Here is a 24,735-nt window from a genome sequence, read left to right as displayed (position 1 = left end):
GAACCAGCCTCGAGCTGGAACCGGCGGGGCGCCGTCGTGCCGGGGGAGGGGCCGTGCGCGGAGCCGGTCAGGCGCCCCGCTCGGCGGCCGGCACGGCCGTGCCCAGGCCGGCCAGGACGGCGTCGTGCAGAAGGCCGTTGGTGGCCAGGGCGTCGCCGCCGTGCGGGCCGTCCTCGCCGGCCAGCGAGGTGAAGCGGCCGCCGGCCTCGGTGACGATGGGCACCAGCGCCGCCATGTCGTGCAGCGCCAGCTCGGGCTCGCAGGCGATGTCCACGCTGCCCTCCGCGACCATGCAGTAGGACCAGAAGTCGCCGTAGGCCCTGGTCCGCCACACCTGATCGGTCAGGTCGATGAAGCTCTCCCGCAGGCCCCGCTGGGCCCATCCGGAGAGCGAGGAGAAGGACAGGGAGGCGTCGGAGAGGGTCTCGACGCCGGAGGCCCCGAGGCGGCGGGCCTGGACCAGCGAGCGGCCGGTGAAGGCCCCCGAGCCCTTCGCGGCCCACCAGCGGCGCTGCAGGGCAGGAGCGGAGACCAGGCCCACCACCGGCTCGCCCTGGTCCATGAGCGCGATCAGGGTGGCCCAGACCGGGACGCCGCGGACGAAGTTCTTGGTCCCGTCGATGGGGTCGATCACCCACTGCCGGCTCGAGGCGCCGACCGAGCCGAACTCCTCGCCGAGCACGGCGTCGCGCGTGCGGGCCCGGGAGAGGTGCGAGCGGATGAGCTGCTCGGCGTTGCGGTCCGCGTCGGTCACGGGCGTGAGGTCGGGTTTGGTCTCGACCGTGAAGTCCTGGGCCTGGAACCTGCCCAGGGTGTAGCTGTCGACTGCGTCGGCGATGACGTGGGCGAGCCGAAGGTCATCGTTGTACTGGCTCCGCGGATTCATGGCTCCAGGCTATCCCACTCGCGCCCCGCCGGGCTGGCGCCCAGCTCCTTGGCCTCGGGGAGGCCGCTCTCCGGGGCGACGCCGAGCAGGCGGCGCAGCGACTCCAGCCGGGCGGGACCCGCGGGCCCGGCCTCCCCGGCGGCCACCAGGGCGGCGATGCCGCAGCCCGCGGCGTCGGGGGCGTGGGTGCAGCCCTTGGGACAGGTCTCCGCCCCCGGGGCGAGGTCGGGGTAGGCGGCCACGACCGAGGCGGGGGCCACGTGGGCGAGGCCGAAGGAACGGATGCCCGGCGTGTCGATGACCCACGTCGTCTCGTCCCCCCAGTCAGGGTTGAGGGCCAGCGCGGAGGAGGAGGTGTGCCGCCCCCGCCCGGTGACCGAGTTCACCCCGCCGGTGGAGCGTTCGGAGCCGGTCAGCGCGTTGACCAGCGTGGACTTGCCCACGCCCGAGTGCCCGAGCATCACGGAGACGCGGGAGCCGAGCTCCTCGCGCAGCTCGGCGAGCAGGCCGGGCTCGAGCTCCAGGGTCTCGTGCTGGCCGACCCGGGTGACCTCCGCGGCGTCGCGGGCGGGGGAGCTGGTGAGCACGCGCAGCCCGGAGCGGGCGTAGTACTCCAGTAGCGGGTCGGGAGCGGCGAGGTCGGTCTTGGTGATGCACAGCAGCGGCTCGATCCCGGCGTCGTGCGCCGCCACGACCGAGCGGTCGATGAAGCCGGTGCGGGGGGTGGGGTTCGCGGCGGCGACCACGATCACCAGCTGGTCCGCGTTGGCCACCACGACCCGCTCCACCGGGTCGGTGTCGTCGGAGCTGCGGCGCAGCACGGTCGCGCGCTGCTCGAGGCGGATCAGGCGCGCCAGCGTCCCCTCGGCCCCCGAGGTGTCGCCGACGACGCCCACGAGGTCGCCGGTGACCACCGGGGTGCGCCGGAGGTCCTTGGCCCGCACGGCCAGGACCGGGCTCCCCGGCCCCGCGCTGCCCAGGTCCACCGTGTACCTCCCGCGGTCCACGGTCACCACGCGGCCGACGAGGGCGTCCTGGTGCGCGGGGCGCTCCTTGGTGCGCGGGCGGGAGCCGCGCTTGTTGGCGCGGATCCTCACGTCCGACTCGTCCCAGGTCCTGCGGCCTCCGCTCATGCGCCGCCCCCGGTGAGCATGCGCGCCCACATCTCGGGGAAGCCGGGGAGGGTCTTGGCCGTCGTCGCGATGTTTTCCACCTCGACGCCCGGCACGCGCAGCCCGATGATCGCGGCTGCCGTGGCCATCCGGTGGTCCTCGTAGGTGCGGAACACGCCCCCGGCGCTGACCGGACGGGTGATCTCGATGCCGTCGGGCAGTTCCTCGGCCTCGCCGCCGAGCCGCCGGATCTCGGCGACCAGCGCCTTGAGACGGTCCGTCTCGTGCCCGCGCAGGTGCGCGATGCCGGTCAGCCGCGAGGGGCCCGAGGCCAGCGCGGCGATGGCCGCGACCGTCGGAGCCAGCTCCCCGGCCTCGGAGAGGTCGATCTCGATGCCGGGCAGGGCGCTCGCGGTCTCCGGATCCCCGGTGACCACCAGGTCGGTCCCCTCGCGACGGACCTCCGCGCCGAAGCGGGGCAGGATCTCCCGCCACTGGTCCCCGCCCTGCGTGGTGGTCTCCGGCCAGTCGGGGACGGCCACGCGGCCCCCGGTCACCACGGCCGCGGCGACGAAGGGGCCGGCGTTGGAGAGGTCCGGCTCGACGACGACGTCGTGCGCGCGAGGGACCCCCGCCGCCACCGTCCAGGAGCGCCCCCCCTCCTCGGTGGCGCGGATGCCGTACTCGGCCAGGACCTCCAGCGTCATCCGCACGTGCGGCAGGGAGGGGACCGAGTCCCCGAGGTGGGTCACCCGCACGCCGCCGGGCAGCAGGCAGCCGGAGAGCAGGACGGCGGAGAGGAACTGGCTCGAGCCGCTCGCGTCGATCCCGACCTCCACCGGCCCCGCCTCCGGCGCGGAGGAGGACGCCGGGCGGACGGTGAAGGGCAGCGCGCCGCGGCCCTCGTCCTCGACCTCGGCGCCGAGCTGGCGCACGGCCTCGATCACCGGCCCCATGGGGCGACGCCGCGCGGACGGGTCCCCGTCGAAGCGCGCCTCGACGCCGAGTGCTGCGACCAGCGGCGGCAGGAAGCGCATCACGGTGCCGGCCAGCCCGGTGCGGATCTCCAGCGGGCCCGAGGAGGCCGCCCCGCGCCCCGGCGCGATGGGGGAGACCCGCAGGCGCTCGCCCTCGGCCTCGAAGGAGGCGCCGAGCAGGCCCAGGGCCTCCATCATGAGGCGGGAGTCGCGGGACTCGAGCGCGCCGGTGAGCACGCTCGGGCCGTCGGCGATCGCCGCGAGGAGCAGGTGGCGGTTGGTCAGCGACTTCGACCCCGGCACGCGCACGCGGGCGTCGAGGGGCACGGAGGGCTCGTGGACCGGGGCGGGCCAGAGGTCCTCGGCGGCGTCGGCGGGGGGAGGGGGAACGGCAGTCATCGGCGGGTCCAGGGGTCGGGGGAACGTGTCTCACCCCAGTCTAGGCGCGCGAGCGGCCGGAGACGCGCTCAGGGGCCGTCCTGGGGACGGCCCCTGAGCGGGAATCCTGCGGGCCCCTCACGCCCCGGCGCCGGGCCCGGGAGGGCTCAGCGGCTCGGGACGGCGGGGGAGCCGGCTCAGTGGTGCAGGACGTCGTCGGACTTCTTCTTGAAGTCCTCGCCGAGCTTGCTCGACTTCTTGCGGACCTGAGCGCCGAGCTTGTTGGCCCGCCAGGCCAGCGAGGGGTTCCCCGCCGTGTCCACGGTGGTCAGGGCCACGGCCCCGACGAGGGAGGCGTTCTTCAGCCCCTGGCCCATGCGCTGCTCCTTCTCCTCCTTGGAGCCGGCGGGCGCGGCGCGGTAGTCGATGTAGGTGTTCACGGCGCCGGTGGCGAGCAGCAGCGCCGAGGAGAGCCGCGGGAAGCGGCCGAGCGCGAAGAGCGAGCCGGCGGCGATCTGGGTGCCGGCGATCCCCTGGGCGATCAGCCGCTCCTTGCCCTTCAGGGCGCGGAGCTCGGGACGGGCCTTCGCGGCGGCGTCGAGAGCGGGGGTGAGGTAGCGGCCTCCCTCGGGGGTCCGCAGCCGGACGACGCCGTTGTAGATGAAGGACGTCGCCAGCAGGGGGCGGGCGAACTTGCGAACGATGGTCATGTCTCCTCCTCCTCGAGGGTCCGAGCCCGATGCCGGAGCCTCCGGCCCGGTGCGAACCCAGGAACTTCCACCAATCCTATGTGATGGGGCGCATGCACAGAGGGGGCTCGCCGGATTTTCGTCGGGTGCGAACGGGGAAGACGCGGACGGTCCTCGGAATACTCGGCCGCGCACGGCGGTTGGAAAGGACAGCAGCCGACACGAGACGAGGGGTGATGAGGAGCGTGAGCATCGCGATCGCACCGGCCACGGGTTCCCCGGCCCGCGCGGTGCCCCGAGCGCCGACGGCGTCCGGTCTCCTAGAATGGACTGCGAAGAGCACCACGTCGAGGCGGAAGGAACCCGTGAACACCGTCGATCTGTCTCACGAGTCCGAGGAAGAGCGGAAGCAGAGATTCGAGCGGGATGCGATGCAGTACATCGACCAGCTCTATGCGGCCGCCCTCAGGATGGCGCGCAATCCGCTGGACGCGCAGGATCTCGTGCAGGAGGCTTACACCAAGGCCTTCTCGGCCTTCCATCAGTACCGGCCGGGCACCAACCTCAAGGCCTGGCTGTACCGCATCCTGACCAACACCTACATCAACCTGTACCGCAAGCGGCAGCGCGAGCCGCAGCAGGCCAACACCGACACGGTGGAGGACTGGCAGCTGGCCCAGGCCTCGGCGCACACCTCGAGCGGGCTGAAGTCCGCCGAGGCCGAGGCCCTGGACCATCTGCCGGACACCGACGTCAAGCAGGCCCTGCAGAGCATCCCGGAGGACTTCCGGATGGCCGTGTACTACTCCGACGTCGAGGGCTTCGCCTACAAGGAGATCGCGGAGATCCTGGACATCCCCATCGGGACGGTCATGTCGCGGCTGCACCGCGGGCGCAGGCTGCTGCGCGAGCGGCTCAGCGACTACGCCGCCGAGCTCGGCTTCACCCCGAAGGACCGGCAGAAGGGCGACGCCAAGGGCGTCGGAACCCGCTGAGCGCCGCTCGCCAGAAGAGAAGAAAGGAAGGGAACATGTCCGATTGCCAGGACTCGGGAGGATGCCGAGACGAGCAGATGCGCCGCATCTACGAGTACCTCGACGGCGCCCTCTCGACCGAAGACCTCGAAGACATCCGGGCTCACCTGGAGGGCTGCGAGACCTGCTCGCGCGAGTACGACCTCGAATGCCTGATCCGCTCGGCGGTCAAGCGCTCCTGCTGCGAGCCCGCGCCGGAGACGCTGAAGCACTCCATCCTCGAGCGCATCGACGACCTGCGGGCCAGCCCGGAGACCGCCTCGCACGGCCACGAGGACGTCGCCGAGGAGGCGCTGCGCCAGAGCTGGGCGGGGACCGCCCCCCGCTAGCATCCGCGGGTCAGTGCCTGCCGGGCGGACCCGCCCGCGAGGGGAGCCGGCCGGAGACGGCAGAACGGGGCCGGGACGAGTGAACACTCGTCCCGGCCCCGTTCGCGTGCGCGGCCGAAAGCCGCGACCTGCCCGAACCCTAGGAGTTGGGGCGCTTGCCGTGGTTGGCGTTGTTCTTCCGGCGATCCTTGCGCTTACGTCCACGCTTGCTCATGGGAGCCTCCTTCCACCCGCGCTCGCCCCTCGCGGGTGCGGCGCGGTCCATTGCTGATACGACCCCTGCCCGCCTCGTGAGACGAGGCGCGCGGGCACGAACGACCATTCTTCCACAGCGTCGGCGGGCGGCGCACCCCGACGCGGGCGCCTAGTGCTGCTCGGGCAGCTGCAGCCAGGAGTACCAGCCGCGGTGGAGCACCAGCCAGGCGATGAGGCCGTAGCCCGCCTGGCCCGGCCGGCCGTCGTTCGCCGCCAGGTCCTGGCGCCACTGCTCGTGGTGCTGCAGGGGGTTGAAGGTGTCCACGTAGACGTGCCGACGCCGCGTGGTCACGTCCGCGTAGGCGGCGGAGAGGTCCGCGATGCGGCGGTTGCGCTCGGCGTCGAGGGTCGGGGGAGGGCCCACCACCAGCACCTTGATGTTGTTCTGGGAGGCCAGGTCCACCATGTTGGCCAGGTTGAGCCGGCTCCGGGCGTTGGTGATCCCGGTGTCGATGTCGAGGGTCGACGGCGCGACCACCAGCCGGTTGTCCGCGCCCGAGGCGAACCGGCGGCCGGCCTCCTCGAACCACCGCTCGTTGAGGGTCTCGCTGGTCTCGCCCGGGGCCGCCAGGTTGTACGAGGCCAGGGGCGCCACGTGACGCGGGGTGCGGGCCATGACCCGGCCGAACCAGCCCAGGCCGCGGGGGTCGCCGAGACCTGCCAGCAGGTCGTCGCCGACTGCCACAATGCGAATATTCCGTTGCTCCACGAGACTCTTTCTGTTGTCCTCGGCCGCCCGCACCACCCCGTCAGGAGGGCTCGAGCGGGACTTCCTGTGCTCCACCATAGACGTTAGAGACCATGCTCTCACGCCGGAGGGCCCCCGCCGCGACACGACGGATGTCGGATCACCGGTGCGGGGGCCCTCGGGCTCGCGCGTCCCGCGCGAGGGTCGGCTCCTACTCGAAGACCTGGGCGATGAGGTGCTCGAGCTCGGCCTGGTGGCGCTTGCCGGCGCCGGTCGCGGGGGAGGCGGAGGCGGGGCGGCAGACCAGGCGCACGTCGGCGTCGAGCAGGGGCAGCAGGTTCACGAACATGAACGGCCACTGGCCCTGGTTGGCGGGCTCGTCCTGCGCCCAGACCACCTCGGCGCCGGAGTAGCTTGCCAGCTCCTCCTTGATCTCCGCGAGCGGCAGCGGGTAGAGCTGCTCGACGCGGACGATCGCGGTGTCCTTCGAGCCCAGCTTCTCGCGGCGGGCGGCGAGGTCGTAGTAGAGGCGCCCGGAGACGAGCACCACCTTCTCGACCTCGGGGTCCTTCAGGCCGCCCTGGTCCGGGATGACCTTCTGGAAGTCGCCCCGGGTGAAGTCCTCGACCGAGGAGGTCGCGGCCTTCAGGCGCAGCAGCTGCTTCGGGGTCATGATGATCAGAGGCTTGTGCGGCCGGCTGTAGGCCTGACGCCGCAGCAGGTGGAAGTGGTTGGCCGGCGTCGAGGGGACGGCGACGGTCATGTTGTTCTCACCGCACATCTGCAGGAAGCGCTCCATACGGGCCGAGGAGTGGTCCGGGCCCATGCCCTCGTAGCCGTGCGGGAGCATGAGCACCAGCGAGGAGCGCTGGGCCCACTTCTGCTCGGCGGAGGAGATGAACTCGTCGATGATCGTCTGCGCCCCGTTGAAGAAGTCGCCGAACTGGGCCTCCCACACCACCAGGGTGTCGGGGCGCTCCACCGAGTAGCCGTACTCGAAGCCCATGGCCCCGTACTCGGAGAGCAGGGAGTTGTAGATCATGAACTTCGCCTGGTCGTCCGAGAGGTGACGGAGCGGCACCCACTCGGCGTTGGAGTTGCCGTCGTGCAGCACCGAGTGGCGCTGGACGAAGGTCCCTCGCTGGACGTCCTGGCCGGCCATCCGGACCTGGATGCCGTCCATGAGCAGGGAGCCGAAGGACAGTAGCTCGCCGAAGCCCCAGTCGATGCCGCCCTCGCGGGACATCTGCTGGCGCTTCTTCAGCAGGGAGCCGAGCTTCTTGTGGACCTGGAAGCCCTCGGGGACGTCCGCGTAGACGTCGCCGATGCGGTGGACCACCTCGGTGCTGACCGCGGTGGTCTCCGGGATGTAGACCGAGTCCTCGATCTGCTGGGCGGCGGGCCGCTCGATGTTGGAGACCGCGGCGGCGTCGCCGGTGACCAGCGGGATGGGGGAGGTCTGGGCCTCGTGGGTCTCGGTGAAGACCCGCTCGAGCCGCTCCTGGTAGTCCTTGAGCGCCCGGTCGGCCTCCTCGCGGGTCATGTCCCCGCGCCCGACCAGCGCCTCGGTGTAGAGCTTGCGCGTGGAGCGCTTGGCCTCGATGAGGCGGTACATCTGCGGCTGGGTCATCGAGGGGTCGTCCGCCTCGTTGTGCCCGCGGCGGCGGTAGCAGACCAGGTCCACCACGACGTCCTTGTTGAACCGGCGGCGGTACTCGAAGGCCAGCCGGCCCACGCGGACCACGGCCTCCGGGTCGTCCGAGTTGACGTGGAAGACCGGCGCCTGGACCATGCGGGCGACATCGGTCGAGTAGGTGGAGGAGCGGCCCTCGCCGGGGGTGGTGGTGAAGCCCACCTGGTTGTTCACGACGATGTGGACCGTCCCGCCCACCTTGTACCCGCGCAGCTGCGACATCTGCATGGTCTCGGCGGCGATGCCCTGGCCGGCGAAGGCGGCGTCGCCGTGGATCAGGATCGGCAGCACGCCGTAGGCGGTCTCGCCGTGGCTGCCCTGGTCCAGCAGGTCCTGCTTGGCGCGGACGATGCCCTCCAGGACCGGGTTCACGGCCTCGAGGTGCGAGGGGTTCGCCGCCAGGTAGACCTGGGTCTCGTTGCCGTTGTCCGAGGTGAAGACGCCCTCGGTGCCGAGGTGGTACTTCACGTCGCCGGAGCCGCCGACCAGGCGGGGATCCTGCTCGCCCTCGAACTCGCGGAAGATCTGGGCGTAGGACTTGCCGGCGATGTTGGTCAGCACGTTGAGCCGGCCACGGTGGGCCATGCCGATGCCGACGCCGGGCAGGCCGTTGTCCGCCGCGCCGGAGATGATCGAGTCCAGCAGCGGGATCAGCGACTCGCCGCCCTCGAGCGAGAAGCGCTTCTGGCCGATGTACTTGGTCTGCAGGAAGGTCTCGAAGGCCTCGGCGGCGTTGAGCTTGCCCAGCACGCGCATCTGCTCGTCACGGGTGGGCTTGGTGTAGCCGTGCTCGAGCTGGCTCTGGAACCACTCGCGCTCCTCCGGCGACTCGATGTGCATGTACTCGACGCTCAGGGTGCGGCAGTAGGCGTCCTGGAGCAGGTCCACGATCTTGCGCAGCGAGAGCTTGGAGGCGTCGCCGAAGCCGCCGGTGGGCCACTCCCGGTCCAGGTCCCACAGGGTCAGGCCGTAGGTGTGGATGTCGAGGTCCGGGTGCTTGCGCATCACGTACTCGAGCGGGTTGGTCTCGGCCAGCAGGTGACCGCGCACGCGGTAGGCGTGGATGAGCTGCTGGATCCGGGCCACCTTGTTGACCTCGGTCTCGGGGTTGACCTGGTTGTCCACGGCCCAGCGGATGGGCTCGTAGGGGATGCGCAGGGCCTCGAAGATCTCGTCGTAGAAGCCGTGCTCGCCGAGCAGGAACTGGTCCACCAGCTTCAGGAACTCGCCCGAGCCCGCACCCTGGATGACCCGGTGGTCGTAGGTGGAGGTCAGCGTCAGGATCTTGGAGACGCCCTCGCGGGCGAGGACCTTCGGCGAGGTGCCGCGCCGCTCGGCGGGGTAGTCCAGGGCGCCGACGCCGATGATGCAGGCCTGGCCCTTGGACAGGCGGGGCACCGAGTGCACGGTGCCGATGCCGCCGGGGTTGGTCAGCGAGACGGTGGTGTCCTTGAAGTCCTCGACCGTCAGCGAGTTGTCGCGGGCCCGCTTGACCATGTCCTCGTAGGAGTTCCAGAACTCCGCGAAGTTCATGGTCTCGGCGCCCTTGATGTTGGGCACCACGAGGTTGCGGGAGCCGTCCGGCTTGGGCATGTCGATGGCCAGGCCGAAGTTGACGTGCGGGGGGTGGACCGCGGCCGGGCGCCCCTTGGCGTCCTCGCCGTAGACGACGTTCTGGGAGGGGAACTCCTTGAGCGCGCGCACCACGGCGTAGCCGATGAGGTGGGTGAAGGAGATCTTCCCGCCGCGCGAGCGCCGCAGGTACTCGTTGATCATGCTGCGGTTGTCGATCAGGACCTTGGCCGGCACCGCGCGCACGGTGGTAGCCGTCGGGACGGTGAGCGACTCCTCCATGTTGGCCGCGATCGCCTTGGCCGGGCCGCGCAGGGAGACGACCTTGCTCGCGTCCTCGGAGCCCTCGCCGCGGCTGGACTCGGGGAGCTGGGCCGGGATCGGCTTCGAGGCCTTCTGCTGCTGGCCCTTGTCGTCGCTCTTCTCGGTCTCCTGCTTCGCCTTGCCGGCGGACGAGGAGGTGCCCGACGAAGCGCTGGCGGCCTTCGGAGCGGAAGCGGGCTTCGCGGCAGCCTTCGGAGCAGGGGCGGACTGGGACTGCTTCTTCTCAGCGGGGGCGGCGCTCGCCTTCGGGGCGGAGCTCGACGCCGGTGCGGCGGACGATGCTGCCTCCGCCTTCTCCTCCCGTGCCATCGATTCGAAAATGGGCCACCACTTCTCGTCCACCGAGTTCTTATCCTGCTGGTACTGCTCGAACAGCTCGTCCACGAGCCACTCGTTGCCGGCGAATTCCTCGGGGACCTTGTGCTGTGGCTGATCTGGCACTTCTTAACGCCTCTTCCGTTAGCTCATTCTTTGCTGCAGCTGAGTTCGTCAGCCCGCGCACCCACCCGCAGGATCCCGGGCCGAGCGCGGCGGGCCGCCGGGGCGGACGCAGATCTCGACGAGTTCCTGAGCCCCGCGACGGTGCGGGGCGGTGCGTGACTCCTCACGAGTCTATTAGGGTCGCGTGGACTGAATCTACTCCGGCGCGGTGGAAGCGCGAAACCGCGGGCGTCGTCGGGCCCCGGGACCCTCGGCCGGCGGTGCTCCTGACGGGAGAGAGGCCGGGAGGGCATGGACCCGCCCCCTGGCTGTCGCGGTACCATGGCGGAGTGCGTTTCATCACGACCCCCTCGACCGACCTGACCTACAACGACGTCTTCCTGGTGCCCTCCCACTCGCGGGTCACCTCGCGCTTCGACGCGGACCTCGCGGCCGACGACGGGACCGGCTCGACCGTCCCGGTCGTGGCCGCCAACATGACCGCGGTGACCGGCCGCCGGATGCTCGAGACCATGGCCCGCCGCGGCGGGCTCGCCGTCCTGCCCCAGGACGTGCCGGGCGAGCTCGCGGAGGAGATCCTGGGGTGGGTCAAGGAGCGCCACCCGATCGCCGAGTCCGCGATCGTGCTCGACCCGGGTGCTGCGGTCCACGAGGCCCTGAGCCTGATGACCAAGCGCAGCTTCGGCGCGGCGGTGGTCGTGGGGGAGGGCGGCGAGCCCCTCGGCCTGATCCGGCCCGAGGAGGCCCAGGCGGAGGACCGCCACGCCGAGGTCGGCTCGGTGATGTCCCCGGTGCCGCTGACGGTCGAGGAGTCGGAGATCGGCGGCGAGGCCGACTGGGGCGGCGAGGAGCGCGGCCGCGCGCTGCGCGGGATCTTCGACCGCTGCGAGCGGGCCGGCGTCGACCTCGCGGTGGTGGTCCGGCAGGGCCGGTACGCGGGCGTGCTGTCCAAGGCCGGGATCGTCCGCTCCACCATCTACCGCCCGGCCCTGGACGGGCGCGGCCGGCTGCGGGTGGCCGCCGCGGTGGGCATCAACGGCGACGTCGCCGGCAAGGCGGCCGCGCTGCTGCGGGCCGGCGCGGACGTCCTGGTGGTCGACACCGCGCACGGGCACCAGCGCAAGATGATGGAGGCTCTGGGCGCGGTCCGCTCTATCTCGCCCGGAGTCCCGGTGGTGGCCGGCAACGTCGTCACCGCCGACGGCACGCGCGACCTCATCGACGCCGGGGCGGACATCGTCAAGGTCGGCGTCGGCCCCGGCGCGATGTGCACCACCCGGATGATGACGGCGGTCGGCCGCCCGCAGTTCTCCGCCGTGCTCGAGTGCGCCGAGGCCGCCCGCGGGCTCGGGGCGCGCGTCTGGGCCGACGGCGGGGTCAAGTACCCGCGCGACGTCGCGCTCGCCCTGGCCGCCGGCGCGAGCCAGGTCATGGTGGGCTCCTGGCTCGCCGGGACCTACGAGTCGCCCGGCGAGCTGCTGACCGACGCCGCGGGGCGCTCCTACAAGGAGAGCTTCGGGATGGCCTCGGCCCGGGCCGTGCACCACCGCACCCGCGCGGACGAGGCCTTCGACCGGGCGCGCAAGACCATGTTCGAGGAGGGCATCTCCTCCTCGTCGATGTACCTGGACCCGCACCGCCCCGGCGCGGAGGACATCCTGGACCACATCACGGCCGGCGTGCGCTCGTCGATGACGTACGCGGGCGCCGGCTCGCTCGAGGCCTTCAGGGCCCGGGCGATCGTGGGCATCCAGTCCGCCGCGGGCTACGACGAGGGCCGGCCCCGCTCCCAGTCCTGGGAATGAGCCGGACCGGCCCGATCGACTCGCTAGACTATGAGAGATATGGACGTTCCCCTGAACTGCGCCGAGACCGAACCTCCACAACCCGCCGCGCCGGCGGGGGCCCTGCCGCCCCCTCCCGGCGCCCCGGGCCGGCGGCCCGTCCCCGGGGCGGGTGACTGACCCGGTGGAATGGTTCCTCGTCCTGGCCGGGCTCATCCTCATCCTCGGCAACGGCTTCTTCGTGGCGGTGGAGTTCTCGCTGGTCTCCCTGGACCAGGCGACGGTCTCCCGCCGGATCCAGGAGGGCGACGCCAAGGCCGAGCCGCTGCTGCGCTGCCTGCGCTCGCTCTCCACCCAGCTCTCCAGCTGCCAGCTCGGCATCACCATCACGACGCTGCTGACCGGCTACACGCTCGACGTCGGCATCCAGGGCCTGCTCGGGGGCACCATCGCCTCCCTGGGCCTGCCCGCATCCGTGACAGGGCCGCTGACCTTCCTCGTCTCGATGGCCATCGCGACGCTGCTGTCGATGTCCATGGGCGAGCTGATCCCCAAGAACCTGGCCATCTCGGTCGGCTACCGGCTGGGCCGCGCGCTCGCCCGGCCGCAGCTGATCTTCACCGCCGTGATGAAGCCCTTCGTGGTGGTCATGAACGGCACCGCCAACAAGGTCCTGCACCTGCTCGGGCTGGAGTCCAAGGAGGAGCTCTCCGGGGCCCGCTCGCCCGAGGAGCTGTCCTCGATGGTGCGCCGCTCCGCCGACCTCGGCACGCTCGACGCCGGCACCGCGAACTTCGTCTCCCGGACGCTGGTCTTCTCCGAGCGGACGGCCTCGGACGTGATGACGGCGCGGCGCCAGGTGACCATGCTGCCCACCACCGACAGCGTGGGGGAGGTCATCGCCGAGGCGCGCCGCACCGGCCACTCCCGCTTCCCGCTGTACGAGGAGAACCAGGACGACGTGCGCGGCGTCGTGCACCTGAAGAAGGCCGTGGGGGTGCCTCCCGAGCGGCGCGACCTGGTCGAGGCCGGCGCGCTGATGGAGGAGGTCCTGCGGGTGCCCGAGACCATCCACCTGGACGCGCTGCTGCGCCAGCTGCGCGCCGGAGCCCTGCAGGTCGCCGTCGTGCTGGACGAGTACGGCGGCACGGCGGGGATCGCGACGCTGGAGGACCTCGTGGAGGAGATCGTGGGCGAGGTCGCCGACGAGCACGACCGCGCGGTCCCCGGCGTCCTGGAGACCGCCGACGGGCGCTGGCACTTCCCGGGCCTGCTGCGCCCGGACGAGGTGACCGAGCGGGTCACCCCGCTGGACATCGACGACGACCCCGCCTTCGAGACCATGGGAGGGTTCATGATGGACCGGCTGGGCCGGATCCCCCGGGTCGGGGACCGGGTGGCGATCGAGACCGGCTTCCTGGAGGTCGAGCGGATGGACCACCGCCGCGTGGACCGCATCCTCTTCACCCCCGCCGAGCACGGCCCCGACGAGGCGCTCACGCAGGACCTCGGGCCGAGCCGCGCCGTGGGGGACTCCGCCGCGGCGGAAGGGGGTGAGCGCCCGTGAGCGACTGGGCAGCCCTGGGCTGGTTCGTGGTCCTGCTGATCGGCAACGCGTTCTTCGTCGGCAGCGAGTTCGCCATCATGTCCGCCCGCCGCTCGCAGATCGAGCCGCTCGCCGAGGCGAGGAACAAGCGCGCCAGGACCGTCCTGTACGCGATGGAGCACGTCTCGCTCATGCTCGCGTGCTGCCAGCTGGGCATCACCGTGTGCTCGCTGGTCATCCTCAACGTGGCAGAGCCCGCCGTGCACCACCTCGTCGCCGAGCCGCTGATGGCGCTCGGCCTGAGCTCCTCCAACGCGGACATCGCCGGCTTCCTGCTGGCCCTGCTGGTGGTCACCTACATGCACGTGATCTTCGGCGAGATGGTGCCGAAGAACATCTCCGTCTCGGTCGCGGACAAGGCGGCGCTGTGGCTCGCCCCGCCGCTGGTCATGGTCTCGCGCGTGGTGCGGCCGGTCATCGCGATGATGAACTGGATCGCCAACCACGCGCTGCGGCTCATGCGGGTCGAGCCGAAGGACGAGGTCTCCTCGACCTTCACCGTGGAGGAACTGCAGACCATCCTCGAGGAGTCGACGGCGGAGGGGCTGGTCACCGACGCCGACGGCATGCTCTCCGGGGCGCTGGAGTTCTCCGAGAAGTCGGTCCGGGACGTCATGGTCCCCACCGAGCGGCTCGTGACGCTCCCCTCGGACTGCTCGCCGTACGAGCTGGAGAAGGCGGTGGGGCGCACCGGGTTCTCCCGCTTCGTGCTCGAGTCCGAGGACGGGACGTACCTGGGCTACCTGCACGTCAAGGACGTCCTCTCGATCCCCGACGAGCGCTACCGGCAGCCGACGCCGCTGACCCGCGTGCGCTCGCTGATCAACCTGCGCCCGGACGCGACGGTGGAGGACGCCCTGGCCACGATGCAGCGCACGCACGGGCACGTGGCCCGCGTCGTCGAGCGCTCCGGCGCGACCATCGGGGCGCTGTTCCTCGAGGACGTGCTGGAGGAGCTGATCGGGGAGGTCAAGGACTCGACGCAGGCGATGGGGTGGCGCCGCGGCGGGATGCCGTACACCGAGGAGCCCTGAGGGAGGGCCGTGCCATCGCGGGACGAGGAAGTATAAGCCCTTCCTTAATTGTGAACGATTCGCATCTGAGTACACTGGTCCATCGGATGAGAATCATTCGCCGAGCCGCCGCGGCGGCACCTTCAGGAGGACACCCCATGCGATCTGCCCGAATTCCCAGCCTGCTGGCCGTGACCGCGGCCGGAGCCCTCGCCCTGAGTGCCTGCTCGGGCGGGAGCGGGGGCGAGGACGCCGAGGCCTCGGGCGGGAGCGAGGACCGCCCGAAGGTGGTCACCACCACCAACGTCTACGCCGACGTCGTCGAGCAGGTCGCGGGGGAGGACGTCGAGGTCACCCCGATCATCTCCTCGACCAGCCAGGACCCCCACTCCTACGAGGCCACCGCCCAGGACCGCCTGACGGTCGAGGACGCCGACCTGGTGGTCCTCAACGGGGGCGGCTACGACGAGTTCATGGAGGACATGGCCGAGGACTCGGGCGCCACCGTGATCGACGCCGTCGAGCTCTCCGGCCTGCAGCCCGAGGAGCACGAGCACTCGGAGGAGGAGCACGCCGAGGACGAGGAGGGGCACGAGCACCACCACGACCACGGCGAGTTCAACGAGCACGTCTGGTACAACCTGGACGTCATGGGGAAGGTCACCGACCAGGTGGCCTCCGACCTCGGGGACCTCGACTCCGACGGCGCCGACCAGTACCGCCAGAACGCCGAGGACTACAGCGGCCAGCTGGACGAGCTGAAGGACCAGGCTGCCGGCATCGAGGGGGAGGGCAAGAGCTACCTCGCCACCGAGCCCGTGCCCGGCTACCTGCTGGACTCCACGGGCATGGAGGACGCGACCCCGGAGGACTTCGTCGCGGCGATCGAGGACGGCAACGACGTCCCGGCCGCGACCCTGCAGGACGTTCTGGACCAGCTCTCCTCCGGCCAGGTGGACCTGCTGGCCTTCAACGAGCAGACCGAGTCCGGCCAGACCCGCCAGGTCATGGACGCCGCGGAGTCCGACGGCGTCGCGAGCGTCTCCTTCACCGAGACCATCCCGGACGGCCAGGACTACCTCGGCTGGATGAAGGAGAACATCGAGCACGTCGCCGACGCCGTCTAGGCGATCCGGCCGGCGCGGCCCGGCCCGCCCGCGGGGGAGTACCCTGGGGCGGGGCGGGCCGTCGTGCGTCGCCCCCACATCCATCGACGACCCGAGGAGCACCACCGCCCCGTGACCACACAGCAGACGCCCAGCGTCAGCCTCGAGGACGCCTCGCTGTCCTTCGGCGAGCGCACCCTCTGGAGCAGCCTCGACCTGCGGATCGAGCAGGGCGAGTACTTCGCCGTCCTCGGACCCAACGGCTCCGGGAAGTCGACCCTCCTCAAGGCCATGCTCGGCATGATCGGCCTCTCCGGCGGCTCGCTGCGCATCCTGGGGCGGCCCGCCCGGCGCGGCAACCCCGAGATCGGCTACGTCCCGCAGCAGCGCCCCTTTCCCGCAGAGGCCCCGCTGCGGGCCCGCGACCTGGTGGGCCTCGGCGTCGACGGGCACCGCTGGGGGCCCGGCTTCTTCTCCGCGGCCAGGCGACGGCGGGTCGACGAGCTGCTCGAGCGCGTCGGCGCGAGCGAGTACGCCTCGGTCCCGGTGGGCCTGCTCTCGGGCGGCGAGCAGCAGCGGCTGCGGGTGGCCCAGGCGCTGGCCTCCCGGCCGCGCATCCTGCTGTGCGACGAGGCGCTGCTCTCCCTGGACATGAACCACCAGCAGGCGGTCAGCCGGCTCATCGAGGAGTACCGCCGGGAGTCCGGGGCGACCGTGGTCTTCGTGACCCACGAGATCAACCCCATCATCGACGACGTCGACCGCGTGCTCTACCTCGCCAACGGCAGGTTCCGGGCCGGTGCGGTGGAGGAGGTCATGACCACCCCCGCCCTCTCGGCGCTGTACGGCGCTCGGGTCGAGGTCGTGCAGGTCAACGGGCGCTACGTCGTCGTGGGGGCGGGCACCGCCTCCGAGGGCGCCGCCGAGGACTGCCACGCCCACGACGTCGAAGGAGGCGCCTGATATGACCCCGGCAACGATCGCCCCGATCCTCGCCCTGAGCGGCTTCTGGGACCGCGTGTTCGTCTTCGACCGCTACGGGGAGCTGCTGCACCTGCTGAGCCAGTCGGTGCTCGCCGGCGCGATCCTCGGGCTGGTGGGCGGCGTCATCGGCACGTTCATCCTGATGCGCGACGGCGCCTTCGCCGTGCACGGCATCGCCGAGCTCTCCTTCGCCGGCGCCGCGTTCGCGCTGCTGATCGGGTTCGACGTCGTGACCGGCTCGCTGGCCGGGTCGATCGCGGCGGCGCTGATCATCGGGCTCATGGGCGCCCGGGCGGGCCAGCACAACGCGCTGATCGGCACGCTCATGCCCTTCGGCCTGGGACTGGGCATCCTGTTCCTGGCGCTCTACGAGGGGCGCTCGGCCAACAAGTTCGGGCTGCTGACCGGGCAGATCGTCTCGGTGGACCGGGCGCAGATGCTCGAGATGGCGGTGGGCGCCGTCGTGGTGATCGGCGCGCTGCTGGTCATCTGGCGCCCGCTGACCTTCGCGAGCGTGGATCCCGACGTCGCCGCGGCCAAGGGCGTGCCGCTGCGGACGCTCTCCCTGGTCTTCATGCTGCTGATGGGCATCGCGGTGGCGCTCTCGGTGCAGATCGTGGGGGCGCTGCTGGTCATGGCCTTGCTCATCACCCCGGCCGCGGCGGCCGTGCGGATCACGGCCTCGCCGCTGCGGGCGGTGTTGCTCTCGGTGCTCTTCGCGGAGCTGTCGATCGTCGGCGGCATCCTGCTGGCGCTCGCGGGCTCGCTGCCGATCAGCCCGTACGTCACCACGATCTCCTTCACGATCTACGTGGTCTGCCGGGCCGTGGGCGCGCTGCGCCGGCGGTTCAGCCAGTCAGGCCGCAGCGGCCGCCCGGCTGAGGCGGCGCCCGCCGGGGCCGCGGGCGGAGGGACCGGCCCGGCCGCCTGAGGAGGCTTCAGCCGAGCCGCGGCCCGCGCTCCTCGGGTGGGAGCCGGGAGCAGCGCGCGCACAGGCCGGTGATCTCCACGGTGTGCTGGATCTCGGTGAACCCGAAGGCGGCGCCCGTCTCGCGGGCCCAGCGCTCGACGGCGTCGGCCTCGATGTCCTCGGCCGTCCCGCAGCTGCGGCACAGCAGATGGTGGTGGTGCTCCTCCGCGGCGCAGCGCCGGTAGAGCGCCTGGCCCTCGGCGCCCTGGAGGGCGTCGACCTCGCCCGAGGCCTCCAGGGACTGGAGGACGCGGTAGACGGTGGCGAGCGAGACCCGCTGGCCGGCGTCGTTGATGATCCGGTGCAGCTGCTGGGCCGAATGGAAGTCCTCCAGGGAGGCGAGGGCCTCCTCGACCGCGCGCCGCTGGCGGGTGTTGCGGACCTCGCCGGCCCGGCGTCCTGCGCCCTCGCTCGTCTGCTCCGTGCTCACTGCGTTCCTTCCTCGCTGAACGATGGTGGGATGAACCTGACCTTCGATCTTACCGGCGCGCGCTCCGCGGCGACATTCCCCGCCCGCCCGGGTCTAGGGTGGGGGTATGCGACTGACGAAGCACGGCCACTCATGCATCCGGCTGGAGAAGGACGGCGAGGTCCTGGTCCTGGACCCCGGCAACTTCTCCGACGCCGAGGCGGCCCTGGCCGGGGCCGACCATCTGCTGATCACGCACGAGCACCCGGACCACTGGGACCGGGAGCCCGTCAGGACGTTCCTCGCCGAGCACCCCGAGGTGAGGGTGTGCGCGCCCGGCTCGGTGGCGGCCGCCCTGCGGGAGGAGGTCCCCGCCCCGGAGCGGGTCCACACGGCCGAGGGCGGCCAGCGGCTGCGGGCCGGGTCCTTCGACGTGCTGACCGTGGGCGGGCAGCACGCCCTGATCCATCCCCAGGTGCCGGTGGTGCAGAACCTCGGCTACGTCGTCGACGGCGGGCTGTACCACCCCGGGGACTGCCTGATCGTCCCCGAGGGGGTCCGGGTGCAGACCCTGCTGCTGCCGATCCACGCACCCTGGAACAAGGTCCAGGAGGTCATCGACTTCCTCATCGCCGTCCGCGCGGAGCGGGCCCTGCCGATCCACGACGCGCTGCTGGCGCAGAACGGCCGGGACGTGATCGAGAAGCACCTCACCAGCTTCGGCTCCCGCTACGGCACCGAGTACCGGACGCTCGCGGCCGGCGACGCCGTCGAACTCTGACGGGACCCGGGCTCCCGGGATCCGCGCCGCGTCCACGGCGCGGTCCCGAGGCGCTCGGGCCCGCGCCGTCCTGCCCCGCGATCCCTTCACCCCATCCGCGAACCGACCAGCGAGGAGAACCACCGCCATGTCCACCGTCTTCACCAAGATCATCGAGGGCGAGCTGCCCGGCCGCTTCGTCTGGAAGGACGAGCGCGCCGTCGCGTTCCTCTCGATCCAGCCGCTGACCACCGGCCACGTGCTGGTGGTGCCCCGCGAGGAGGTCGACCACTGGGTGGACCTGCCCGCCGACCTGACGGGCCACCTGATGGCCGTCTCGCAGACCATCGGCAAGGCCATCGACGCGGCCTTCGAGCCTCGGCGGGTGGGGCTGATGATCCAGGGCTTCGAGGTGCCCCACACCCACCTGCACGTCTGGCCCACCGACTCCATCGAGGAGTTCAGCTTCGACCAGGTGGACCGCGACCCGGACCCCGCTGGGATGGACCGCGCGGCCGCCTCGATCCGCCAGGCCCTCCTCGACGCGGGACACCGCGAGGCCGAGGGGACCGAGGGGTAGGGGGGCGGGCCCGTTCCGGGTGCCCGATGCCCGGTGCAGAGGGCCGATACTGGGGCCCGGTGCTGGGCTGTCGCGCGCCCAGGGCCGGACTGTTCCGGGTCCGCCCCGCGGGCCGGAGCCGGAGCCTGAGCCAGACCATTCCGGGGCCGTTCTGCGGGCCGGCTCCGGAGCCGGACGAGTCGGCGCATCTGCCGGTGCGGGCAGCCGCCGAGGCCGAGCGGAAAATCGCCGAGACAGATGCATACCTTCAGCGAGCTAGCTGTTTTCGGAGGTTTCCTTCCGAAAAGATGAGGCGGCGCATACCCTGTCGGCTCCTCCGCACGCCCTGTCGGCTCCTGGGGGGGGGCACGGTGACTCGGTTCTTTAGGACGCCGCTATGAAGCGGTGTGCCGGGAGGTCGGGCGGAGGCTCCGCAGAGGGGCTGTGATTCTTCGGAGCGATAGCTCCGAAATCGCCCAGTTGCGGCAGTCCGATGTGCTTCGAGCGCCTTCTCGACGGTCTCCCGCGCCCTGCCTGTGCCGGCTTTCCGTCTGCACCGGCCTCCCTCGCAGAATCGCTCCGCAGGACTGCTCCGCGGGAGCGATCCGCGGGCGTGCCTGGTGGCAGGCACGCCCGCGGGCTCGCAGCGGACCCGCGGGCTCGCTCGTCAGCGCCTCGCCTCGGCCTCCGCGACGGCGGCCGAGAGCGCCTTGCGGATGCGCTGGGGAGAGACGGTGCGGGCGGTGCCGAGCTCCTGGGCGAAGTAGCTGACCCGCAGCTCCTCGATCATCCACCCGGCGTCGCCGATGCCCGGGGGCACGACGCCGTCGCGCGCGTGCTGCTCCGCGGCGGCGTCGACCTTGTCCTCCAGCTCCTGGATCTCCAGCATCATCTGATGGTCGCGGTTGACCCGCTCGCCGATCTTCTCCATCCGGATCCGGGCGGCCCTCAGGTAGCGGGGCAGGTGCACGAGCCGGTCGTACCCGGTCGCCGCGACGAAGCCCGGGTAGACCAGCTGCTCCAGCTGGGCCTTGATGTCGTTGTACGCGTTGATCACCGCGAGCGAGGCCGAGGACTTCAGCATCTTCCGCACCGCCGTCGCCTCCTGCAGGATCTCCGCCACCAGGCTGGTCACCGAGAACACGGTGTCGATGAGCTCGGCGCGCACGGCGTCGAACAGCGCGTCGAAGTCAGCCCGGCGCACCGGCGCCTCGGCGGGCGTCAGCTTGTCCAGGGCGGCCGCGGTGCAGTCGGCGATCAGCGACTCCACCGAGCCGTGCGGATTCTGGGTGAAGACGATCTTCTCGGCGTTGTTCAGGTGCTCCGAGACGTACTTCTGCGGCGAGGGGACCCGCAGCGCGAGCAGGCGCACGACGCCGCCCCGCTGGGCCCGGGCCCGCTCCGCCTCCGAGGCGAGGATGCGCACCGCGACGGTGGACCCCTCGTCCACCAGCGCGGGGAAGCCCTCGATCTGCTGGCCGGCCACCCGGCGGGTCACCTTGGTCGGCAGGTCGCGCTCGGGCCAGGCGGTCAGCCCGGAGACCTCGACGACGCCGGCGGCCGAGGCGGATCCCGCCTCTCCCACAGCAGTGCCGCCGGCAGCGGGCGCGTCCGCCGGCGTCCCCGCCCCGGCGCGCTCGCCGCCGGGCTTCCCCGAGGTCCGCGCGCCATCTCCGCCCTTCCGCTTGCCGGACCCGCCCCCGGTCCGCCCGGCGGCCGCGAGACGGTCCATCGCGTCGGGGGAGGCTCCCAGCGAGGCCGCGAGCGCCGCCCGGACCTGCGGGCGCAGGCGCTCCTGCAGCTCGGTCAGGTCCTTGCCCTCGCCGAGCAGGCGGTTGCTGGGGTCGCGGACCTGGAACGTCACCTTCAGATGGGCCGGGACCGCGTCCCAGTTCCAGGAGCCCGGCGGGATGATGACGCCCTTCAGGCGCCGCAGCGCGAGCTCGAGGGAGGGCAGCAGCTCGTCGGAGTCCGGGTCGAAGTCCTCCTCCAGGCGCTGGAGGGCCTGGGCGGCGACGTCGGGGGCCGGGACGAAGTGCTTGCGCGAGGACTTGGGCAGCGACTTGATGAGCGCCGTGACGAGCTCGCGCCGCAGCCCCGGGATCATCCACTCGAAGGGGGTGGGCTCCAGCTGGTTCAGGAAGACCACGGGGACCTGGGCGAAGACGCCGTCGGCGGTGCTCTGGGAGCCGGGGGCCGCGGGGGCGAACCGGTAGGTCAGGTCCAGGCGCAGCTCGGAGCCGCCCGGGTCCACGACCCAGGTGCGCGGGTAGGCGGACTCGTCGTAGTCGGCCGCCTCCTGGTCGATCAGGGCCTCGGGGGAGAAGTCGAGCAGGTGCTCCTGGGTCGGGCGGGTCCTCTTCCACCACTGGTCGAAGTGCCGCTCCGAGACCACCTCGGCGGGGATCCGGGCGTCGTAGAAGGCGTAGAGGGCGTCGTCGTCCACGCGCAGGTCGCGACGTCGCAGCCGCGCCTCGAGCTGGTCGATCTCGGCCAGGCGCTTCTGGTTGCGCTGGAAGAAGCCGTGGCGGGTCCGCCAGTCGCCCTCGACCAGGGCACGGCGGATGAACAGCTCGCGGGACAGCGCCGGGTCGATCCGCCAGTAGTTGACCAGGCGGTCGGTGAAGACGGGGACGCCGAACAGCGTCGCCTTCTCGTACGCCATGACCGAGCCGCGCTTGGCGGACCAGTGCGGCTCCGAGTAGCTGCGCTTGAGCAGATGCCCCGCGGCCTCCTCGATCCACTCCGGCGCCACCGCCGCGTTGACCCTGGCCCACAGCTTGGAGGTCTCCACGAGCTCCGCGGCGACGATCCAGTCGGGGTTCTTCTTGAACAGCCCCGAGGCGGGGAAGATCGAGAAGCGGGTGCCGCGCGCGCCCAGGTACTCGCGGCTGCGCTCGTCGCGGATGCCGATGTGGCTCAGCAGGCCGGTGAGCAGGCTGCGGTGCACCGCCTCCTCGTTCCTGCCCGGCTCGATCTGCCGCCCGCGCGAGACCGGCACGCCGGCCCGGGAGCCGAGCTCGCGGATCTGCTCGTAGAGGTCCTGCCACTCGCGGACCCGGAGGAAGTTGATGAACTCCCGCTGGCACATCTTGCGGAACTGCGAGGAGGAGAGCTCGCGCTGCTTCTCCTGCAGGTACTGCCACAGCAGCAGATAGCTCGAGAAGTCCGACTTCTCGTCCTTGAAGCGAGAGTGGTGCTCGTCGGCCTGGGGACGCTTGTCGGCGGGGCGCTCGCGGGGGTCCTGGATGGTCAGCGCCGCCGCCAGCACCATGACCTCGCGCTCGACGCCGTGCTCCTGCGCGGCCACGATCATGCGGCCCAGACGCGGGTCCACCGGGAACGCGGCGAGCTTGCGCCCGACGTCGGTCAGCGGCGAGGGGCGCCCGCCGCGGCCCTTCCCGCCGCGCCCGCGCCCGCGACGCCGTCCGCGCCGGGACCCGCCGGGGGAGCGGCCGTCCGCTGCATCTCCCGTCCGGTGCGGGGAAGCGTCACCGCGCGCGGCGCCGCCGCGCTCCTCGGCCAGCGCGCCGAGCTCGCGCAGCACCGCGACGCCGTCGGTCACCGCGCGCTTGGCGGGCGGCTCCACGAAGGGGAAGCGCTCCATGTCCGCCGGCGAGCCGACGACGCCGATGCTCATCGTGTGGAGGATCACGGCCGCCAGGTTGGTGCGCAGGATCTCCGGGTCGGTGAACTCGGGCCGGGACTCGAAGTCCTCCTCCGAGTAGAGCCGGATCGCGATGCCGTCCGAGACGCGGCCGCAGCGGCCCGAGCGCTGGTTGGCGCTGGCCTGCGAGATCCGCTCGATCGGCAGCCGCTGGACCTTGGTGCGGGTCGAGTAGCGCGAGATCCGGGCGGTCCCCGGGTCGATCACGTACTTGATGCCCGGCACGGTCAGCGAGGTCTCGGCGACGTTGGTCGCCAGCACGATGCGCGGCTTGCCGGAGGGCCGGAAGACCCGGTGCTGCTCGGCCATGGACAGCCGCGCGAACAGGGGCAGGATCTCGGTCCCGGCGAGCCGGCGGTCCCGCCGGGCCAGGTCCTCCAGGGCGTCCGCGGCGTCGCGGATCTCGCGCTCGCCGGCGAAGAAGATCAGGATGTCGCCGGGGGCCTCGCCCTTCAGCTCCAGGACGGCGTCGCACACGGCGTCGATGGGGTCGCGGTCGTCGTCTTCGAGGCCGTCGTCGGTGCCCTCGTCGGAGCCGTCCGCGGCCTCCGCGAGCGGGCGGTAGCGGATCTCCACGGGGTAGGTGCGGCCGGAGACCTCGATGACGGGGGCGGCGTCGTCGGGCATCGGCTCGTCCTCGGGGCGCTCGGCCACGGGATCGAAGCTGGGGGCGAAGTGACGGGCGAAGCGCTCGGGGTCGATGGTCGCGGAGGTGATGACGATCTTCAGATCCGGGCGCTGCGGCAGGATCCGCTTGAGGTAGCCCAGGATGAAGTCGATGTTCAGGGAGCGCTCGTGGGCCTCGTCGATGATGATCGCGGAGTAGCGCTTCAGCAGCGGGTCGTGGGGGATCTCGGCGAGCAGGATGCCGTCGGTCATGAGCTTGACCTCGGTGCGCTCGCTGACCTGCGAGGTGAAGCGGACCTGGTAGCCCACGGTCCGGCCGATGTCCTCGCCCAGCTCCTCGGCGATGCGCTCGGCGACCGAGCGGGCGGCGAGCCGGCGGGGCTGGGTGTGCCCGATCGTCCCGGCATCGCCCAGGCCCAGCTCGAGGCACATCTTGGGGATCTGGGTGGTCTTGCCCGATCCGGTCTCGCCGGCGACGACCACGACCTGGTGCTCCGAGATCGCGGCCATGATGTCCTCGCGGCGCGCGGAGACGGGCAGGGCCTCGGGATAGGAGATGGTGCGGGCGGGGGCGAGGTTCTCAGACATACTGGGCCCATCCTACGCCGGGAGCGGGATCCGCGCGGGGGCGGGGCGGCTCTCGGTCCGGTGCCACCTCGTGAGCAGCGCGGGTCGCGCGGGAGCGGGGATCGGCGGCGCCGGCCGGTGCACGGGAGCAACGCGAGACCGGGCGGGGCCGCCGGGAACGAATAGAGCCCCGCCGACGCTGCTGCGTCGGCGGGGCTCTGCGGTGGTGCCCTCGATAGGATTCGAACCTACGACTTCCTGCTCCGGAGGCAGGCGCTCTATCCACTGAGCTACGAGGGCAACGT

The 24,735-nt window shown here is 71.8% G+C and carries 18 protein-coding genes, 1 tRNA gene and 1 pseudogene; 10 read left to right on the top strand and 10 right to left on the bottom strand.

Annotated features, from left to right (window positions below):
- Positions 1–67: 67 nt before the first annotated feature.
- The 4 genes from hisN to EWV39_RS09425 all read right to left on the bottom strand — a co-directional run bounded on the left by hisN (position 68) and on the right by EWV39_RS09425 (position 4,063).
- Positions 68–886 (bottom strand): histidinol-phosphatase, encoded by an 819-nt coding sequence (hisN, locus tag EWV39_RS09440; RefSeq protein ID WP_129658925.1) that lies wholly within the window; start codon positions 884–886, stop codon positions 68–70.
- A complete protein-coding gene (gene rsgA / locus EWV39_RS09435) occupies positions 883–2,019 on the bottom strand; it encodes a ribosome small subunit-dependent GTPase A (protein ID WP_129658923.1) in 1,137 nt (378 codons plus the stop codon). Before rsgA ends, hisN begins: the two co-directional genes overlap by 4 nt.
- Entirely contained in the window at positions 2,016–3,374 is a 1,359-nt protein-coding gene (gene aroA, locus EWV39_RS09430) for a 3-phosphoshikimate 1-carboxyvinyltransferase (protein WP_129658921.1), read from the bottom strand. The genes rsgA and aroA overlap by 4 nt, the downstream gene beginning before the upstream one ends.
- A gap of 176 nt (positions 3,375–3,550) precedes the next feature.
- Entirely contained in the window at positions 3,551–4,063 is a 513-nt protein-coding gene (locus tag EWV39_RS09425; protein ID WP_129658919.1) for a DoxX family protein, read from the bottom strand.
- 215 nt (positions 4,064–4,278) lie between these two features.
- On the opposite strand from EWV39_RS09425, the gene EWV39_RS09420 reads away from it, so the two are divergent.
- Entirely contained in the window at positions 4,279–5,037 is a 759-nt protein-coding gene (locus tag EWV39_RS09420) for a sigma-70 family RNA polymerase sigma factor (protein ID WP_129658917.1), read from the top strand.
- Positions 5,038–5,072: 35 nt separating this feature from the next.
- Positions 5,073–5,318, top strand: a pseudogene (rsrA, locus tag EWV39_RS09415) (mycothiol system anti-sigma-R factor); the annotation flags it as partial.
- Between the two features lie 226 nt (positions 5,319–5,544).
- On the opposite strand, the gene EWV39_RS14355 reads toward rsrA, so the two are convergent.
- The 3 genes from EWV39_RS14355 to EWV39_RS09405 form a co-directional block, all read right to left on the bottom strand.
- Entirely contained in the window at positions 5,545–5,619 is a 75-nt protein-coding gene (locus EWV39_RS14355; RefSeq protein ID WP_396415568.1) for a 50S ribosomal protein bL37, read from the bottom strand.
- A 150-nt stretch (positions 5,620–5,769) separates the two neighbouring features.
- On the bottom strand, positions 5,770–6,369 hold the full coding sequence (locus EWV39_RS09410; protein WP_129658914.1) for a GDSL-type esterase/lipase family protein: 600 nt from the start codon (positions 6,367–6,369) through the stop codon (positions 5,770–5,772).
- Positions 6,370–6,559: 190 nt separating this feature from the next.
- Complete coding sequence (locus EWV39_RS09405; protein WP_129658912.1) at positions 6,560–10,378, bottom strand: multifunctional oxoglutarate decarboxylase/oxoglutarate dehydrogenase thiamine pyrophosphate-binding subunit/dihydrolipoyllysine-residue succinyltransferase subunit; 3,819 nt, start codon at positions 10,376–10,378, stop codon at positions 6,560–6,562.
- A gap of 329 nt (positions 10,379–10,707) precedes the next feature.
- Between EWV39_RS09405 and guaB1 the strand changes: the two genes are divergently transcribed.
- From guaB1 to EWV39_RS09375, 6 genes are all read left to right on the top strand, one after another.
- Positions 10,708–12,183: a GMP reductase gene (guaB1, locus tag EWV39_RS09400; protein WP_129658910.1), complete on the top strand. Its 1,476-nt coding sequence runs from the start codon at positions 10,708–10,710 to the stop codon at positions 12,181–12,183.
- 163 nt (positions 12,184–12,346) lie between these two features.
- Positions 12,347–13,729, top strand: a complete 1,383-nt coding sequence (locus EWV39_RS09395; protein WP_129658908.1) for a hemolysin family protein — start codon at positions 12,347–12,349, stop codon at positions 13,727–13,729.
- Positions 13,726–14,802 (top strand): hemolysin family protein, encoded by a 1,077-nt coding sequence (locus EWV39_RS09390; protein ID WP_129658906.1) that lies wholly within the window; start codon positions 13,726–13,728, stop codon positions 14,800–14,802. The genes EWV39_RS09395 and EWV39_RS09390 overlap by 4 nt, the downstream gene beginning before the upstream one ends.
- Positions 14,803–14,939: 137 nt before the next feature.
- A complete protein-coding gene (locus tag EWV39_RS09385) occupies positions 14,940–15,908 on the top strand; it encodes a metal ABC transporter solute-binding protein, Zn/Mn family (protein ID WP_129658904.1) in 969 nt (322 codons plus the stop codon).
- Positions 15,909–16,019: 111 nt separating this feature from the next.
- Positions 16,020–16,850 carry a metal ABC transporter ATP-binding protein gene (locus EWV39_RS09380; RefSeq protein WP_129658902.1) on the top strand — a complete coding sequence of 277 codons (831 nt, stop codon included), beginning with the start codon at positions 16,020–16,022 and terminating at the stop codon, positions 16,848–16,850.
- A 1-nt stretch (position 16,851) separates the two neighbouring features.
- Positions 16,852–17,802 (top strand): metal ABC transporter permease, encoded by a 951-nt coding sequence (locus tag EWV39_RS09375; protein ID WP_129658900.1) that lies wholly within the window; start codon positions 16,852–16,854, stop codon positions 17,800–17,802.
- Between the two features lie 7 nt (positions 17,803–17,809).
- Here the strand turns inward: EWV39_RS09375 and EWV39_RS09370 are convergent, their stop codons facing one another.
- Positions 17,810–18,271, bottom strand: coding sequence for a Fur family transcriptional regulator (locus EWV39_RS09370; RefSeq protein WP_129658898.1), 462 nt, complete (start codon positions 18,269–18,271; stop codon positions 17,810–17,812).
- 106 nt (positions 18,272–18,377) lie between these two features.
- On the opposite strand from EWV39_RS09370, the gene EWV39_RS09365 reads away from it, so the two are divergent.
- The gene (locus EWV39_RS09365) at positions 18,378–19,031 is read left to right on the top strand and encodes an MBL fold metallo-hydrolase (protein WP_129658896.1); all 654 of its coding nucleotides are present in this window, start codon (positions 18,378–18,380) and stop codon (positions 19,029–19,031) included.
- 127 nt (positions 19,032–19,158) lie between these two features.
- Complete coding sequence (locus EWV39_RS09360) at positions 19,159–19,590, top strand: HIT family protein (RefSeq protein ID WP_129658894.1); 432 nt, start codon at positions 19,159–19,161, stop codon at positions 19,588–19,590.
- Positions 19,591–20,236: 646 nt separating this feature from the next.
- Here the strand turns inward: EWV39_RS09360 and hrpA are convergent.
- Both hrpA and EWV39_RS09350 read right to left on the bottom strand, forming a co-directional pair.
- Positions 20,237–24,451: an ATP-dependent RNA helicase HrpA gene (hrpA, locus tag EWV39_RS09355; protein WP_129658892.1), complete on the bottom strand. Its 4,215-nt coding sequence runs from the start codon at positions 24,449–24,451 to the stop codon at positions 20,237–20,239.
- Between the two features lie 203 nt (positions 24,452–24,654).
- A tRNA-Arg gene (locus tag EWV39_RS09350) sits at positions 24,655–24,730 on the bottom strand.
- Between the last annotated feature and the right edge of the window lie 5 nt (positions 24,731–24,735).

The organism is Rothia halotolerans (assembly GCF_004136635.1).
Taxonomy (GTDB): domain Bacteria; phylum Actinomycetota; class Actinomycetes; order Actinomycetales; family Micrococcaceae; genus Rothia; species Rothia halotolerans.
Note: the sequence above shows the minus strand (reverse complement) of the source record. Positions and strands in the feature narration are given on the sequence as shown.

Coding starts and splice junctions, on each gene's coding strand:
- hisN (WP_129658925.1), bottom strand. CDS start 886: ATGAATCCGCGGAGCCAGTACAACGATGACCTTCGGCTCGCCCACGTC.
- rsgA (WP_129658923.1), bottom strand. CDS start 2,019: ATGAGCGGAGGCCGCAGGACCTGGGACGAGTCGGACGTGAGGATCCGC.
- aroA (WP_129658921.1), bottom strand. CDS start 3,374: ATGACTGCCGTTCCCCCTCCCCCCGCCGACGCCGCCGAGGACCTCTGG.
- EWV39_RS09425 (WP_129658919.1), bottom strand. CDS start 4,063: ATGACCATCGTTCGCAAGTTCGCCCGCCCCCTGCTGGCGACGTCCTTC.
- EWV39_RS09420 (WP_129658917.1), top strand. CDS start 4,279: ATGAGGAGCGTGAGCATCGCGATCGCACCGGCCACGGGTTCCCCGGCC.
- EWV39_RS09385 (WP_129658904.1), top strand. CDS start 14,940: ATGCGATCTGCCCGAATTCCCAGCCTGCTGGCCGTGACCGCGGCCGGA.
- EWV39_RS09375 (WP_129658900.1), top strand. CDS start 16,852: ATGACCCCGGCAACGATCGCCCCGATCCTCGCCCTGAGCGGCTTCTGG.
- EWV39_RS09365 (WP_129658896.1), top strand. CDS start 18,378: ATGCGACTGACGAAGCACGGCCACTCATGCATCCGGCTGGAGAAGGAC.
- EWV39_RS09360 (WP_129658894.1), top strand. CDS start 19,159: ATGTCCACCGTCTTCACCAAGATCATCGAGGGCGAGCTGCCCGGCCGC.
- hrpA (WP_129658892.1), bottom strand. CDS start 24,451: ATGTCTGAGAACCTCGCCCCCGCCCGCACCATCTCCTATCCCGAGGCC.